Source organism: Accumulibacter sp., from assembly GCF_023806635.1.
Lineage (GTDB): Bacteria > Pseudomonadota > Gammaproteobacteria > Burkholderiales > Rhodocyclaceae > Accumulibacter.
In genome coordinates this window covers 52,900-67,553 of record NZ_JAMTDQ010000006.1, presented here as the reverse complement: position 1 = coordinate 67,553, position 14,654 = coordinate 52,900, and the positions used below count along the sequence as shown (strand labels likewise).

Below are 14,654 nucleotides of genomic sequence, written 5' to 3'. Positions count from 1 at the left end.
TGGAGTAGCCATCCCTTGACGATCCGCATCCAGCCGCCGCCCCTGACCGTCGACCCGCCCGCGGTCACCGTCGACCCGCCCGCGCTGACGGTGACGCCACCGCCGATCACCGTCCAGCCACCGGCGATCACCGTGCAGCCGCCGCCACTGCGCGCGGGCCAGATCACCGTCGTCCCGCCGCCGATCACCGTCACGCCGGCGGCGCTCGTCGTTCAGCCACCCGCTCTGACGGTGGACCCGCCGCCGCTGACGATCGATCCGCCACCGCTGACCGTCACCCCGCCGCCGATCGAGATCGAAGCGCCTCGTCCCGAACTGGTCGCCACCGGCACGCTGCCAGCGACGCTCGCAGCGTTCGATCGTGCGATGCGCGAGTACATGGAGCGGCACCGGATCGAAGCCGGCGTGCTGGCGGTCGCGCGTGCCGGGGTGATCCGGCTCGAGCGCGGCTATGGCTGGCTGAACACCCGGCGCAGCGAGGCAGTGCAGCCCGATACGCCGATGCGGGTGGCGAGCGTCGTCAAACCGGTGACGCGAGCGGCGATCCAGTTGCTGATCGCACAGGGCCGGCTGACGCCGGCGACGCTGGCCTTTCCACTGCTCGGACTGAGTCCGCTGCGCAGCCCGCGCGCCAAGCTCGACGCGCGGTTGCAGGACGTCACGGTGCAGCACCTGGCGGATCACCGCGGCGGCTGGGAGAGCGACAAGGCGCCACTCTTCGACCCGATGTTCCAGACCGCGCTGATCTCGGCCCGGGTCGGGCACTGGCCGGCCGACGCGGTGGACATCATCCGCTTCATGCTCGGCCGGCGGCTCGACTTCGATCCGGGCAGCCGCAAGGCCTACTCGAACTTCGGCCACTGCGTGCTCGGCCGCGTGATCGAGCAGGTGGCGAACAAGCCGTACCTGGACTTCGTCCGCGACGACCTGCTCGGACCCGGCAACAACACCAGCGTGCGCCTGGCGCGCAGCCTGCCGCGCGACCGCCACCCGCGCGAGCCGGTCTACTCGAGCCCCGGGCCGCCGGTGCCCAACGTCGTCGACCGCTCGCAGCCGCCCGGGCCGCTGTGCGACGGCGGCTTCCACATCGAAGCGATGGACTCGCACGGCGGTCTGATCTTCTCGGCGCCCGACCTGGTGCGATTCGCGCTGCGCTTCAAGTACGACGGCCGGCCCAACATGGGCGACGCCGCGCCGATCTCGCACACCGGCTCCTTGCCGGGTACGACCGCGGTACTGCGCTGGCACAGCGGCGGCATCGTCTTCGCGGCGGTGTTCAACAAGCGCCACTGGAAAGCCACCGCCGAGGGCCCGATGCCCGAAGGCGACGAGATCGGCGGCATGCTCGAAGCCGCTGCCGATTCGATCGCCAGCTGGCCCTGAGAGCGCGGACGAGCCGCTGCCGGTCGCTGTGTCACCTGAACCAGCGGCAGCGGCCGCCCGGGCCATTGGTCTGCGGATCGCGGCTTTCCGCGGCGGACCGACCGCTGCCTTCGGCAAAGCGGCCAGGTGGTGCAGGATACCGTGTGGCGGCAATCGACCCAAAGCTGTCTTTGGGTCGATTCAACCTGAAGGACCGCAACCAGCTTGTCAGCGGTCCTTCAGCCAACCCAGCAATTCATCCTTGCTCGGCATCCGCCCAGACACCAGGACCTTTTCATCGACAACCAAGGCCGGCGTGGTCATGATGGGATAGCCCATGATTTTGTCCAGCTCCTTCACGTGCTCGAAAGTGGCATCCACGCCGAGTTCGGCGACGACATCACGAGTCAGTTGTTCCAGACGACTGCACTTGGCGCAGCCACTTCCCAGGATCCTGATAAGCATGATGTTCTCCGTTATGCCTTGCGGCGGGTTTCAATCAAGTGCAGGGTGCCGATGATGAGCGCAACGAAGCTGCCGATGACTCCGACCAGCATCCACAACGACATGCCATTGACCCAGGCACCGTAGGTCAATCCCGAGACTGTCGAGAACAGGGCGACCAGACCGACGTAAGTCCAGGCCCGCAACCTACCGATGATGGCTGCCGTAATCAGGATACTCTGCAGCGACAATTCCGGGTCGGCCATCAGGTAGGCAATCAGCGGCCCCGGATGCATGCCCAGTGACAGGAACATCTTGGCAATAGGGACTTCGACCAGCGTGGGGAAATACATGAACACGCCAAACACGACGCCTGCCAGGTTAGCCAGCACGGTGTTCTCGCCAGCCACCGACCGAATCCACTCAGGCTGGATGAATACCCTGATGACGCCGACCAAGAACACGCCAAGAACCAGCAGCGGAAATATCATCTTCACGAACCGCCAAGTTTCGCACAGCCATTGCTGCACATCCCAGTCATCAAAGCTGCGGGCCAACGGAAAGAGTGCCAGGCAGAACAAAGTCACCGCCAGGGTTCGGCCGGTCACCGTCAGCGCGATACCGGCATCGATCACCTTGAAGCCCAGCGCCGCAAAGACAAGGGTCAGTATGGTCAGGCCAAGCGCTATGGGCGTGCAGCGATTGAAGCCCTCATCGACCTTGCCCAGCCCACGCCAGGCAAAGACGCCGATACCTGCCAGCAAGGCGATCAACAGGGCGCCATGGAGGCTCAAGCCTTCGGCACCGATGGCCTCATTGACCGGCACCCACAGGTCGAGGGTTTGCTGGATGGCCGGTGCCCCTTGCCAAGGCAGATGGGTACTGAACAACACCGCCTTCAGGAAATCCAGCTTCAGGGTGCCGGACATCAGCAGGGCGACCAGCGTCCCGACAAAGAGCAGCGTCTTGCCTGGAATGCCGCCACCTTCGGCAAAGGTCTGGGCGTCAGTAAGGCGGGCGACATCCGTCTCGCGGAAGACGATGGCCATGATCATCCCGATGCCTATACCAAAGGACAGCGCCAACAGGATGCGGGCGATGGCGAATTCAGCGCCCAGTGCGACGCCGGTATAGGCCAGGGCCAGGATGTTGGCTGCTGGCGCGAAGAACAGGAAGGTAATGGCCGGGCCAAGACCGGCGCCTTTCCTGTAGATGCCGGCAAACAGCGGCTGGATGGTACAGGAGCAAACGGCAAGCAAGCTACCCGCACCAGCGGCGGCGGAATAGGACTTCCACTTGGGTGCATCCGGGCCGAGAAAGCGGATGATGGGCTGCTGCGGCACCAGCGCCGACAATGCCCCGGCAATGAAGAATGCCGGCACCAGGCAGAGCAGCACGTGGGCTGCCAAATAGGAGGCCAGGCTATCGAGGCCACCCTGAAACGCGGTCATCATCCAGTTCATTCTTGACTCCCCGTTGCCCTGGTTTGCTGCGTCGTTTGAAGAACACCTGAATCAGGATTCATGTCCCAGTGTGGCGAGAAGTTCTGCGGCCTTCAAGGTTTCCATGATTCTAGCATTGTCGAATTATCAAGCAAAGTTCCGTGACTCATTTGTTACATGTACCAGACGTGGAACCGGCGTGCGGGCAACCTCCGCTTCTGGCCGACTGCCGCCACCCGCCATCGTGCAGTCACTGACCGCTCCCGCTTCCAGGCTGCCGATCACGCAAGCGTGGCACTCTCAGTATCGAACGGCGGCCTTCGACTTGTCGCGGGGGTACGGCGAACGGCTGCTTTCACCAACCTCGACCCTGCTCTGGGTCGCTGGCTGCCAGTGCCCCGGGGAACCCGAACGACCGCTGTCAATCTGAACCGGCCCTTCGCGCTTCGCTGCAACAGTTTCTCGCCTGGCAGGCCGCACCGAACCGATGGCGGTCGCGGCGTTCCCGTCGTCGGCTGACGGCAACCGACCGGCAGTGGGCGTCACAGGGATCGCGCAGTCAATCACTTTCCAATGGGCGGCCTACCGCGCCTGCACGCTGCACGCGATCGTCGTGCGCCACTTTCCCCTTCAGCCCCGCCGCGCCGCCTCGATCGCTGCGATGTCGATCTTTCCCATCGTCATCATCGCTTCGAACGCACGCTTGGCCGCCGCGCGGTCAGGGTCGGCGATCGCCTCGATGAGGGCGCGTGGCGTTATCTGCCAGTTCAACCCCCACTTGTCCTTGCACCAGCCGCACGCGCTTTCCTGGCCGCCGTTGCCAACGATCACGTTCCACAAGCGATCGGTTTCGGCCTGATCGTCAGTCGAAATCTGGAAGGAGAACGCCTCGTTGTGCTTGCACTGCGAGCCGCCGTTGAGCCCGATGCAGGGAATCCCGGCCACGGTGAACTCGACCGTCAGGACATCGCCCTCCTTGCCATCCGGATAATCACCAGGTGCGCGCAGCACCGCGCCCACCGTGCTGTCCGGGAAGGTCTCGGCGTAGAACCGGGCGGCGTCCAGGGCAGCACCGTCGTACCACAGGCAAACCGTGTTCTTCGTGACCATTTCAGTACTCCCATCGGTACCCAGGGGGTCGTCCCCCCAGATCCGGTCGACCAGAGGCATGTGGAATCGACAGGCAGCCGAAAGGAACGAGGCGCGCTCACGATCCGGCGCGTCAAGCGGCAGCTCCCGACCGGTCGACTCCAGGCCGCATCCTACACCCACAGGCTGCCTTGCCGACCATTGCGATCGTTCGGCCGGTCCGCCGGTCCGCCGGGAACACCGAGGCCCGTTGTCAACTGACCGCTTGCGATCGATCGCCCCGCGGCGGACTTTCGCTGCGGGCAAGCGTTGCGGCCCTCGGCCCCTGGCCGGTTGCCGGGCGCAGGCATCCAGCGCCCCGGGAACGCTCCGGCTTCCGGGTCAAATCGCAGCCACCGGATTCGTCGATGCGCCATCGCCTTCCGCTTGGAATTCCGACCGGGCGCGCCGACCGTCTCGCGACCGGCGACCACGGTAGCAATGGCGCGCGTCACCCGTTGCGCTGGCCTTGACCGGTGCCGAAGTGCGCGTCGGTCGGCGGCGATCTCAGGCGCCGAACGGCCGTACGCCGATCAGCCAGGCGTGCAGCCAGAAGGCGAACGCGGCCCAGCCCGCGAGACCGAAGACCAGCGCGGTCAGGTCGCGCGTCAGCGGCCCGCTGGCGTACTCGGTGCCCGCGGCGCGGTCGCGGCGACGGGCGGAAGCGAAATCGAGGATCGCCCACGCCAGAAAACTGCCGAACAGCAGGATGTCGGCCAGGGTGCCGTTGGCGATCAGGTGCGCGAAGGCCCAGACCTTGACGCCCGCGACCATCGGATGGCCGACCGCCCGCTTGATTCGCGTACCGGGTACGTACGCCGCTGCCAGCAGGACGAATGCCGGAACGGTCAGCAGGGCGGCGACGTGTGTGGACCACAGCGGCGGACTCCAGATCACCACCGGAGTCATCCGCGCGGTCGCGTAGCCGTACACGATGAGCGTGAAGCCGGCGATCGAGACGATCGAGTAGACGGCCTTCCAGCCGTTCAGCCCGAGCTTCGCCACCTGGGCGTCGCGAAACCCGTCGGCGAAGATCCGTGTGGAATGAACACCGAGGAAAATCGCGAGGCCGAGGATCAGCAGGGTCATGTTGCCTCCGGGTGAACTTCTTCTTCCGGGTCGCATCCTTCGCGGTCGGCCGCACGGCCAACGACCGACGGTACGGCGCCGCGAGGCGCCGTACCGCTGACCGCTTCAGTCCCCGGCGGACCGCTTCAGCGCAGCGACTCCTGTACCGAGCGCAGCGGGCGCACCCATGGCTGGTTGACCTGCAGCTCTGGCGGCAGGGTGGCGATGGCGGCGCGTGCCTGCGTCAGCGTCGGGAAGACGCCGAAGAAGAGGTTGTAGCGATCGCCCTGGGCCGCCTCGCTGACCGAGTAGGCGAGCGAGTCGAGCGCCAGGTGGGCGATGTTGCGGTCGATGAAGCGCGCCATGTCGGCCTGGCTTGGCGAGGTGACCAACTGCACCGTGTACGCTTTCGGGTTCTGCTGCAGGAGCCACTGGCTGTCATGCAACACCGCGGCGCCGGCGCCCTGCGGGCGCAGTTTGCGGATCGCGCCGCGCAGGTCGGCGAGGCTCTTCTCGAGGCTGCCGAGCTTGCCGCCGACCCGGTCCATGCTCGCCTGCTGTTGTGCGTCGACTTCCTGCTGCGCGTTCAGCCGCGAAGCCAATGCGGCCACCTGGGCGTCCACCGCGCTGATGCGCGACTGGCTTTCGGCCAACGCCGACTCAGTGCCGGCGGGTGCGAAGGCAGGCAGCCACTTGACCAGGGCGAAGCCGACAACGGTCAGCAGGAAGACGGCGGCGATCGCCAGATGGGTCCGCTTGAACCGTTCGCCGGTCTCGTCGCGGTGCGTCGCCAGTGCCGCCGCCAGCTTGCCGATCTCCTCGTCAAGGCGGTGCGTCTCGGAGCGCAGGACGCCGACCAGGCGCTGCAGGTCCTGGAACTCGGCGTAATGCTCGCGCTGCAGTGCGCCGAGGCCGTCGATCCGTGCCTCGAAGATCGCGTGTTGCCTCTCCGTCTGCTCACGCACCGCCTCGATGCGGCTCTTGTTGCCGCGTGTCGCGCCATCGAGCAGCTGACAGGCGATGTCGAACTGGTCCAGACGCGCACGCTGTTCGCCGACGATCTGCTCCTGCGCCCGGAACAGCGCCTCGAGCGAACCGATGCCGGCATCGAGTTGCGCCAGTTCTGCAGCGATGCGCGAGTTGCTGCTCGCCAGGCGCCCTTCCCAGCGCTGCTCGGCGTCGGCGAGAGCGGCCTGTGCCTGCCCCCCGACCACCTCGATACGCTGCTCGACACCGGTGGCGCGGGCAACCAGCGACGAACCCTGCTGTTGCAGGTCGGCCCCGAGCTGATGCACGCGGCCCGACAGCGCACCGCTGGACTGGCGGAGGTCGTCCAGCTCGCTGTCGATCCGCCGATTGTTGTCGGCGTAGAGCGCCGTCAGTTCTTCGTAGTCGCGCAGGACTCGATCGAGCTGGGCGTTGATTTCCTTCGCCGTCGTACTGCTGCCGTTGGCCTGCGTCAGCTCGAGCAGCCTGGCCATTTCCGGGCGGATGACGGGCGTTTGCCTGGCGGCTGCGTCGGTCGCGTTGGCTTCGGTCTCGAGCTGCGCATCGCTTGGCAGCACCAGTTTGGCAGTTTCGGTCATGTTCGGTCCCTCCAGTGGATTGACGGTCATGCGTCCAGGAAAGCGTGTGCTGGCGCACGTTGCAACGGCAGTTCGGCGAATTTCCCGGACCTCCCTCGATGGCGACACGCGTGCCGGTGAGACACGCTCGCGGCAGTATAGGTTGCGTGATCGATCGTGGTCAATCGACGACCGCTCAGGACAGCATGTCGGCCCACATGTTCTGTGCCCAGCCGTTGGCGATGCGGCCCTCGAGTTCGCTGCGTGCGCCTGACACGCCACCGGCGCCCGCTACCGGTTGCAGGACGCGTGAGGCGGGGTCGTACTGGAACACGGCGGCGACGTGGATCGCGCTGCGCGCGTCCACGAAGCTGTAGCAGGTATTCATCAGCAGTGGTGCCGGATCGGGTTGCTCGCCCGCCAGCAGCCGGAGGATCGCCGCTGCTGCGAGTTTCGCCTGCTGGTTGGCGACGTGCCCCGACTTGGGCATCGTCGGTGCCGGAAAGATCGCATCGCCGAGCACATGCACTCCCGGCGTGTTGCTCGACTCCATCGACAGCCAGTCGATCTCGACCCAGCGCTGGTTGATCAGCCTCAGACCCGATGTCGCGGCGATGTCGGCGGCACGCTGCGGCGGAATGACGTTCAGGACGTCGGCCCTGACCTCGTCGAAATCGAGGCGGGCGGTCCTCGTCGCGACGTGCACGTCGCGCACCTCGCTCTGCGGCCGGTATTCGATGATCCCCGGATAGAGTTCGGCCCACGCCTTGGCGAAGAGCCCCTTCTTGGAGACGATCTCGTCGTTGGCATCGAGAACGAGCACCTTGGCGCGTGGCTTGTGCCGCTTGCAGTAGTCGGCGACCAGGCAGGCCCGCTCGTACGGGCCCGGCGGGCAACGGTAGGGCGCGCGCGGGATCGACAGGACGAAGACGCCGCCATCCGGCATTGCTTCGAGCTGGCGGCGCAGCGCTACCGTCTGTGCGCCTGCCTTCCAGGCGTGCGGGATGCTGCCCTGGGCGGTGGCGCTGTCGAGCCCGGGCACCTCCTGCCACAGGAAGTCGATTCCGGGCGAGAGGACGAGCCGGTCATAGTGCAGCTCGCCGCCATCGGCAAGGCGCAGGCGGCGCGCCGCGGTGTCGATCGCCAGCACCTCGCCGTGCACTACGCGCACGCCCCAGTGATGCTGCAGGCGGTCGTAGTCGAGCGTGATGTCGGCCATGCTGCGGTAGCCCGCGATCACCAGATTGGACATCGGGCAGGAGACGAAACGCGGTGCGCGCTCGACCAGCGTCACGTCGACGCCGCGCGCGCTCCACATGCGCAGGTACTTCGCTGCCGTGGCGCCGCCGTAGCCGCCGCCGACGACGACGACGTGGCCACGCGCCGGCCGCATCCCGCTGCCGGCACAGCCAGTCAGGGCGAGGGCTCCGGCCAGGGCGCCGGCCTTCAGGAACGCGCGTCGATCGAGGTCTGCCATGTCGTTGCTCCCTACTTCTGTGCCGCGAGGTAGGTGGCGATCAGTTCCAGCTGCTCCTCGCTGTAGCCTTTGGCAATCTGCGGCATGATCGTTCCGGGTCGCTGGCCGCTCTTGAAGTCGCGCAGCTTCTGCAGGCTGCTGCGCCTGTCGACTCCGGCGAGGGGGTCGATCCCGGAACCGGCGACCGCGTGGCCATTGGTGCCATGGCAGTTGGCGCAGGTGGCCGCGAGATTGCGTGCCCGTTCCGGGTCCGCTGTCTGGGCAAGCGGGCTGCCGCTGAGCAACAACAATGCGACAAGGGCTGCTGGCTTTTTCATCGAATGTCCTCCGAATCCGAAAAGCCGGCGGGCGCGGGCTGGCCCTGGCCGCCGGCGAGCCTGCTCACACGCGGACGATGCGAACGCTGTCGGTGCTGCCGGCGCGCGGCCCGGCCGAGCCGAAGACGAAGGCCAGCAGGTCGCCCTCGCGCACCAGTCCGGCGCCGCGGGCGGCGACGATGGCCAGCCGCAATTGCTCGCCGGGGTCCGAATTTGCCGGAACGACGAGCGGGCGGACTCCCCAGACCAGCGAAAGGTCGCCGAGGACCTGGCTGCTCGTCGAGATGCCGGCGATCGGCACCGTTGGCCGGAAGGCGGCGACGCGGTGCGCGGTCTGCCCGCTGCGGGTGGGGCAGAGAATCGCGGCGACCCCGAGTTCCTCGGCGGCCTGCACGGCAGCGTGTGCCACCGCCCAGGCGACGCGGTCGCCGTCGGCACCGCTCGCCTCCGGGGCGACGCGCTGTCGTGGCCAGCCCTCGGCCGATTCGGCGACTTCGCTCATCATGCGCACGGCCTGGCTCGGGTAGAGGCCGACCGCCGTTTCCTCGGAAAGCATCAGGGCATCGGTTCCGTCGAGGACGGCGTTGGCGACGTCGTTGACTTCGGCGCGGGTCGGCAGCGGCGAGCGGGTCATGGATTCGAGCATCTGCGTTGCCGTGATCACCGGTTTCCCCGCCAGGTTGCAGTGGCGGATGATCTCCTTCTGCAGCAGTGGCACGCTGCGGGCCGGCATCTGGATGCCGAGATCGCCGCGCGCGACCATCACCGCATCGGCCGCCCTGATGATGCCGTCGAGGTTGTCGATGGCGGTTGCCGTCTCGATCTTCGGCACCAGCGCCGGACGCACACCGCGTTTCGGGAGCATTGCGCGCACCCGCTCGACGTCTTCGGCGCGGCGAACGAAGGAGAGACCGATGAAATCCACCTTGGCGGCGATCGCCATTTCGAGCGCCTGCGCGTCGCGTTCGGTGAAGGGTTCGACGTGCGCCTCGGCGCGCGGCAGGTGCATCCCCTTGCGCGAGCGCAGCGTGCCGCCGCGGACGACCTCGGTGCGCACGTCGTCGCCCAGCGACTGCAGCACGCGCAGGACGATGGCGCCGTCGGCGAGATAGACGTCGTCGCCCGGGCAGACCCATTGCGCCAGGTCGTCGAGGGTCGTCGCCACATGCCGCTCATCGCCTTGCCCGTCGTCGCTGCCGCTGAGGACGAATTCCTGGCCGTTTTCCAGTTCGACTTCACCGCAGGCGATGACGCCCGAGCGGATCTTCGGGCCGGGCAGGTCGACCAGGGTGCCGATGCTGCGCCCAAGCACCAGTGACAGTTCGCGGACGCGGCGGACGTTTGCACTGTGCGTTGCCATGTCGGCGTGCGCGGCGTTCAGACGAACCACGTCGACCCCGGCCTTCAGGAGATCCCGCAGCGCTTCCGTCTCGGCGGTGGCGGGGCCGATCGTGGCGACGATCTTGGTTCGGCGCATCAACTACTCCTCGCTCGTTTCACGCTACCGGCGGACCGGTCCGAACCCTGCCGACGCCCTGCCGGGCAGCCTGCAGCCTGGGTCCAGGATGCTGAAACGCGAAAAAAACGCCGAAGTATATGGGGGGGCAGCGCAGCCAGTCAATGTGCGTGCAGCCGGGTAGCCCGGTGGCCCGTGGCCCGCTGGCAGGGTTGGCGCCGCGCCGCCGGGCACTCACAACCGGAACCTGCCGACGACCTGGTCGAGTTCACGCGAGAGTTGTTCGAGACGGCTGGCGCTGCCGGCAATCTTGCCCAGCGAGTGGCGACCCTCTTCCGCCATCTGTGCCACCTGCTGCACGCTGACCGCGATCGCCGAACTCGTGACGCGTTGTTCCTCGATCGCGCCGCTGATCTCGCCGACCTCTTGCGCCAGGCCAGCGAGTTGCTCGCGCGCCGTCGTCATCGAGGCGAAGGCTCTTTGCGCCTGCGCCACGCTCTGGTCGACCGCCAGCAGACTCTGCTGCATGCCTGCCGCGGCCTCGTTCGAGCGCGTACCGATGGCTTCGATCATGGCGGAGATTTCGCGCGTCGACCCGGCGGTACGTTCCGCCAGCTTGCGCACCTCGTCGGCAACGACGGCGAAACCACGTCCCTGCTCGCCGGCGCGAGCAGCCTCGATGGCGGCGTTGAGCGCCAGCAGGTTGGTCTGTTCGGCAATCTCGCGAATGGTCTCGGTGATCGCCGTGATGCGCCGCGTCTCGTCGCCAAGCGCCACGATCAGGTCGCTCGCCAGGCGCACCGAGTCGGCCACGCGAGCGATGTCGGCGCTGACCGCGCGCACCTCGTCGCCGCCCTGCTGCGCCCGCGCTTCCGCTTCGCCGCCATGCTGGCGCACGCATGCGAAGTCCGCCGTCTGCATCACGCTGCACGCCATCTGCTCCACCGAACTCGACATGGCAGTGGCGGCTGCGCTCTGCGCGCGCGAGCCATCAACTCCATGCGCCGCTTCGGCAGCCAGTCTGGCTGCCGCGCCCAATACCTCCTGCGACCCACTGCGAATCGCGCTGACCGTCTCGCGCAGGCCGGCCTGCATGGCGCCGATGTCGGCAAGCAGGCTTCCCCGGTCATCCGGATGGCGTTGCAGCGCTTGCGTCAGGTCACCGGCAGCCAGCCGCGAAACGGCTGCCGCGGCCGCTGCTGGCTCGCCGCCGAGGAGCCTGAGCAGCATCCGCGCCAGCCCGAAGCAGGACACGATGACGCAGAGCAGCGTCACGATACCGACACCCATGCTGCTGTGCAGCATGCGTTCGCGCGTCGCGTCGGCGCCGGCCTGCGCGCTTGCGGCAGTGGCCTCGAGTTCGCCGGCCAGGCTGGCGAGTGCCGCGGCGGCACTGGCGGCGGAACCGTCGAAGCCACCCTCGCCCTTCATCAGTGCGTTGCCGGCCTCGCGACCCTGCGCGACGTAGGCGTGGACCATGCGCTCCCCGGCTTCGTACAGGCGCCGGACGGCGTCGCCGAGTTGCCGCAAGGCAGCCTGCCGCTCGGGAACCAGGGCAGCCAGGCGGTCGATGTGGTCGAGCGCCTGCCTGCGGTGCTCGACGGCCTCGCTGAAGGTGGCTTCGCCAATGGCAGCGGCATCGGTCAGGAACTGTTGAATCTGGGCGACATGGTAGCGGCTGTCCTTGAACAGGCGGACTGCCTGCTCGGCACGGGCCGCTTCGTCGGCAGCGAGCGCCATGGCGTTGCTGCTGCGCCAGATGACGACGTTGCCAGCGACCAGCAGGGCGCCTATGAGGAGTGCCAGGAAGAACAGGGAGCTTTTCAGCGAGAGCTGTTTCATGATCAGGGGACTTGATCCGGTCGGGGTTGTGGGGGCTGGCCCGGGCAGGGGATACCGGCGTCGCGGTCGCAGTCGGGCAAGGATCGGCCCGTGGTCACGGTCACCCCGACGGCAGTGTTCCTTCCGGTTACGCCACTGTCAACGGCGATCGTGCGGCGATCTTGAGTGGCCTCTGCCCTGCTGCCGTGCTCTGGCCTGCGGCGACGCCCGGCAGGCGAGCCGCCCGACTTTGCCCGTCGCGCTCGCGCGGTGGTAATCTAGCCGCGTTCACCACCGAGGAGGAGAAACGATGCAAACGACACCACGTCGCTGGCTTGCCACCATTGCCGTCGCCGCAGCCGTTTTCGGTTGCGTCGGCACCCCGGGACCCGGTGGCGATCAACCGCGTTCCTCGGCGCTGCCGGCGCCACCCGACCCAGCCGACAATCCGACGACGCCGGCGAAGGCCGCGCTGGGCAAGAAGCTGTTCTTCGATCCGCGGCTTTCCGGCGATGGCAGCATGGCCTGCCAGGGTTGCCACTACCGCCATCTCGGCTGGACCGATGGGCTGGCGCTGTCACGCAAGGTGGGCGGTGGCATGAACACGCGCCATACGCCGAGCGTCTACAACACGGGCTACTACACCTCCTGGTACTGGGATGGGCGGGCCAGGACACTGGAGGGTCAGGTCACGGCGGCCTGGAAGGCGCAGATCGGTGCCGATCCAGCCCGGGCGGCAGCGGTGATCGCGGCCGTTCCCGCCTATCAGGCCGAGTTCCAGGCGGTGTTCGGCGCTGCCCCGAATGCCGACAACACTGCGCAGGCGCTGGCGGCGTTCCTGCGGACGCTGAACAGCGGCGAGTCGCCATGGGATCGCTACACTGCCGGCGACAGGACCGCCGTCTCGGCCGATGCAGTCGCCGGCTACGAGTTGTTCGTCGGCAAGGCCGGCTGCGCCGGCTGCCACAAGCCACCGCTCTTCAGTGACGCCCAGTTCCACAACGTCGGCCTCGAAGCGGGCAAGGCGAATCCGGATCCGGGCCGCTTTGCCGTCACCAAGGATGTCAAGGATCTGTCGGCGTTCAAGACGCCGTCGCTGCGCTCGGTGGCGATCTCGGGACCCTATTTCCACGATGGCAGTGTCGGCAGCCTCGATGCCGCAGTGCGTTACATGGCTTCGGGCGGCAAGGCCGACCCGAACAAGAGTGGCCTGCTGGTCGACCGCAAGCTCGCCGACCGCGAGATCGCGCAACTGCTTGCCTTTCTCGACACGCTGACCAGTCACGAGCGTTTCGACCCGCCGAAGCTGCCGTAACCGCTGCCGATGGGCGACGAGAGGCTGCCGGCTGGCGTCGGCGAAGCCGGTATCCCGTCGCGGCTGCCGGACAGCGGCTGCCGGCGCTGCGCCGGAGCCCGCGCGAGGGCGCGAACCGGCGTCGATGGGGAGGCGGCCAGGAGGCAGCCGCTGCCCGGCGATCGCTGCGATGACCGCGCCGGCGAGGTACGGGGATTGCCGCCTGCGTCGTCACGCCCACCGGCAGCCGCCGGCGCGACCGTTGCCGCCAAGAGCCGGCAGCCCGAGCGTTGAAGGCCGGGACGCAACTCGCCGGCATCGCCTGCGGTCTCGTCGCCTATGGCATGTGGGGATTCTTTCCGCTGTTCTTCCATCAGCTCTCGCAGGTGCCGCCGATGGACATCCTCAGCCACCGCGCCTTCTGGGCCTGCGTCTTCGTCAGCGGGCTGCTGACGCTGCGCCGACAGTGGTCCAGCGTCGCGGCAGTCGTGCGCAACGGCACGCATCTCCTGCTGCTGGCTGGCGCGGCGTTGCTCATCGGCGTCAACTGGCTGGTCTTCCTGTGGGCGGTCGACACGCAGCAGGTCGTCGCGTCGAGTCTTGGCTACTTCCTGACGCCGCTGGTGAACGTCGTTCTCGGACTGGTCGTTCTCGGCGAGCGCCTCGATCGGCTGGAGTGGCTGGCGGTGAGCCTGGCGGTCGCGGCGATCGCCAACGAGATCCTCGCATTCGGCAGTTTGCCGTGGGTCTCGCTGGTTCTTGCCGCAACCTTCGGCACCTACGGCCTGATCCGCAAGCGCCTGCCGGTCGATGTCGCCCCGGGTCTCTGGCTGGAGACGCTGGCGATGCTGCCCCTGTGCGTGCTCTATGCGGCGTGGCAGGCCGAGCGCGGGCACTCCGTCTGGGTCGGGCACGCGCCGCCGACCATGGCGCTGCTGATCGGGTCCGGCGTGCTCACGGCCCTGCCGTTGCTGGCGTTCGCTGCCGCGGCGCGGCGCCTCGATCTGGCGACGGTCGGCATGTTGATGTACATCAACCCGACGCTGCAGTTCGTCACCGCCGTCGGGCTCTTCGGCGAGCCGATGCAGGCCAGCCGGCTGCTGAGTTTTGGCCTGATCTGGCTGGGACTCCTGATCTTCAGCTGGAGCGCGTGGCGCAAGTACCGCGGTCCGCGGTGACCGGGGATGCCGCCATCGTGCGCACCGCCGGAGCGGGCAACGGGCATTGCCTGGATGCCACCCGGAGTGGCCGCTCGACCCCGCTGGCGCGTGCCAGCGTCA

Annotated in this window: 12 protein-coding genes; 3 read left to right on the top strand and 9 right to left on the bottom strand. The window is 67.7% G+C overall.

Translation table 11 applies throughout. The annotated features are described in order from the left end of the window. Nucleotides 1-15: 15 nt before the first annotated feature. Nucleotides 16-1,383 (top strand): serine hydrolase domain-containing protein, encoded by a 1,368-nt coding sequence (locus NFW30_RS01085; RefSeq protein ID WP_295350046.1) that lies wholly within the window; start codon nt 16-18, stop codon nt 1,381-1,383. 207 nt (nt 1,384-1,590) lie between these two features. Here NFW30_RS01085 and NFW30_RS01080 read toward each other — a convergent pair whose 3' ends face one another. The 9 genes from NFW30_RS01080 to NFW30_RS01040 all read right to left on the bottom strand — a co-directional run bounded on the left by NFW30_RS01080 (nt 1,591) and on the right by NFW30_RS01040 (nt 12,101). Then, nucleotides 1,591-1,827 (bottom strand): thioredoxin family protein, encoded by a 237-nt coding sequence (locus NFW30_RS01080; protein ID WP_295350044.1) that lies wholly within the window; start codon nt 1,825-1,827, stop codon nt 1,591-1,593. 11 nt (nt 1,828-1,838) lie between these two features. Further along, a complete protein-coding gene (locus NFW30_RS01075; protein ID WP_295350041.1) occupies nt 1,839-3,269 on the bottom strand; it encodes a permease in 1,431 nt (476 codons plus the stop codon). A gap of 609 nt (nt 3,270-3,878) precedes the next feature. After that, complete coding sequence (locus NFW30_RS01070) at nt 3,879-4,358, bottom strand: VOC family protein (RefSeq protein WP_295350038.1); 480 nt, start codon at nt 4,356-4,358, stop codon at nt 3,879-3,881. A 525-nt stretch (nt 4,359-4,883) separates the two neighbouring features. Continuing rightward, the gene (locus NFW30_RS01065) at nt 4,884-5,465 is read right to left on the bottom strand and encodes an NnrU family protein (RefSeq protein ID WP_295350035.1); all 582 of its coding nucleotides are present in this window, start codon (nt 5,463-5,465) and stop codon (nt 4,884-4,886) included. 125 nt (nt 5,466-5,590) lie between these two features. Next, nucleotides 5,591-7,030, bottom strand: a complete 1,440-nt coding sequence (locus NFW30_RS01060; RefSeq protein WP_295350032.1) for an SPOR domain-containing protein — start codon at nt 7,028-7,030, stop codon at nt 5,591-5,593. 175 nt (nt 7,031-7,205) lie between these two features. After that, nucleotides 7,206-8,486, bottom strand: a complete 1,281-nt coding sequence (locus NFW30_RS01055; protein WP_295350029.1) for an NAD(P)/FAD-dependent oxidoreductase — start codon at nt 8,484-8,486, stop codon at nt 7,206-7,208. Nucleotides 8,487-8,497: 11 nt separating this feature from the next. Further along, nucleotides 8,498-8,803 (bottom strand): c-type cytochrome, encoded by a 306-nt coding sequence (locus NFW30_RS01050; RefSeq protein ID WP_295350028.1) that lies wholly within the window; start codon nt 8,801-8,803, stop codon nt 8,498-8,500. Nucleotides 8,804-8,867: 64 nt separating this feature from the next. Next, complete coding sequence (gene pyk, locus NFW30_RS01045) at nt 8,868-10,280, bottom strand: pyruvate kinase (protein WP_295350025.1); 1,413 nt, start codon at nt 10,278-10,280, stop codon at nt 8,868-8,870. A 213-nt stretch (nt 10,281-10,493) separates the two neighbouring features. Then, nucleotides 10,494-12,101 (bottom strand): methyl-accepting chemotaxis protein, encoded by a 1,608-nt coding sequence (locus tag NFW30_RS01040; RefSeq protein WP_295350022.1) that lies wholly within the window; start codon nt 12,099-12,101, stop codon nt 10,494-10,496. Between the two features lie 289 nt (nt 12,102-12,390). On the opposite strand from NFW30_RS01040, the gene NFW30_RS01035 reads away from it, so the two are divergent. Together NFW30_RS01035 and rarD are read left to right on the top strand one after the other, a co-directional pair. Next, complete coding sequence (locus NFW30_RS01035; protein ID WP_295350019.1) at nt 12,391-13,395, top strand: cytochrome c peroxidase; 1,005 nt, start codon at nt 12,391-12,393, stop codon at nt 13,393-13,395. Nucleotides 13,396-13,664: 269 nt separating this feature from the next. Beyond that, on the top strand, nt 13,665-14,552 hold the full coding sequence (gene rarD / locus NFW30_RS01030) for an EamA family transporter RarD (RefSeq protein ID WP_295350016.1): 888 nt from the start codon (nt 13,665-13,667) through the stop codon (nt 14,550-14,552). Nucleotides 14,553-14,654: the final 102 nt, after the last annotated feature.

Excerpts from the sequence above, each read along its gene's own strand:
- NFW30_RS01060 (WP_295350032.1), bottom strand. The coding sequence starts at position 7,030 with ATGACCGAAACTGCCAAACTGGTGCTGCCAAGCGATGCGCAGCTCGAG.
- NFW30_RS01070 (WP_295350038.1), bottom strand. The coding sequence starts at position 4,358 with ATGGTCACGAAGAACACGGTTTGCCTGTGGTACGACGGTGCTGCCCTG.
- NFW30_RS01050 (WP_295350028.1), bottom strand. The coding sequence starts at position 8,803 with ATGAAAAAGCCAGCAGCCCTTGTCGCATTGTTGTTGCTCAGCGGCAGC.
- NFW30_RS01065 (WP_295350035.1), bottom strand. The coding sequence starts at position 5,465 with ATGACCCTGCTGATCCTCGGCCTCGCGATTTTCCTCGGTGTTCATTCC.
- NFW30_RS01055 (WP_295350029.1), bottom strand. The coding sequence starts at position 8,486 with ATGGCAGACCTCGATCGACGCGCGTTCCTGAAGGCCGGCGCCCTGGCC.
- NFW30_RS01075 (WP_295350041.1), bottom strand. The coding sequence starts at position 3,269 with ATGAACTGGATGATGACCGCGTTTCAGGGTGGCCTCGATAGCCTGGCC.
- NFW30_RS01035 (WP_295350019.1), top strand. The coding sequence starts at position 12,391 with ATGCAAACGACACCACGTCGCTGGCTTGCCACCATTGCCGTCGCCGCA.
- NFW30_RS01040 (WP_295350022.1), bottom strand. The coding sequence starts at position 12,101 with ATGAAACAGCTCTCGCTGAAAAGCTCCCTGTTCTTCCTGGCACTCCTC.
- NFW30_RS01080 (WP_295350044.1), bottom strand. The coding sequence starts at position 1,827 with ATGCTTATCAGGATCCTGGGAAGTGGCTGCGCCAAGTGCAGTCGTCTG.
- pyk (WP_295350025.1), bottom strand. The coding sequence starts at position 10,280 with ATGCGCCGAACCAAGATCGTCGCCACGATCGGCCCCGCCACCGCCGAG.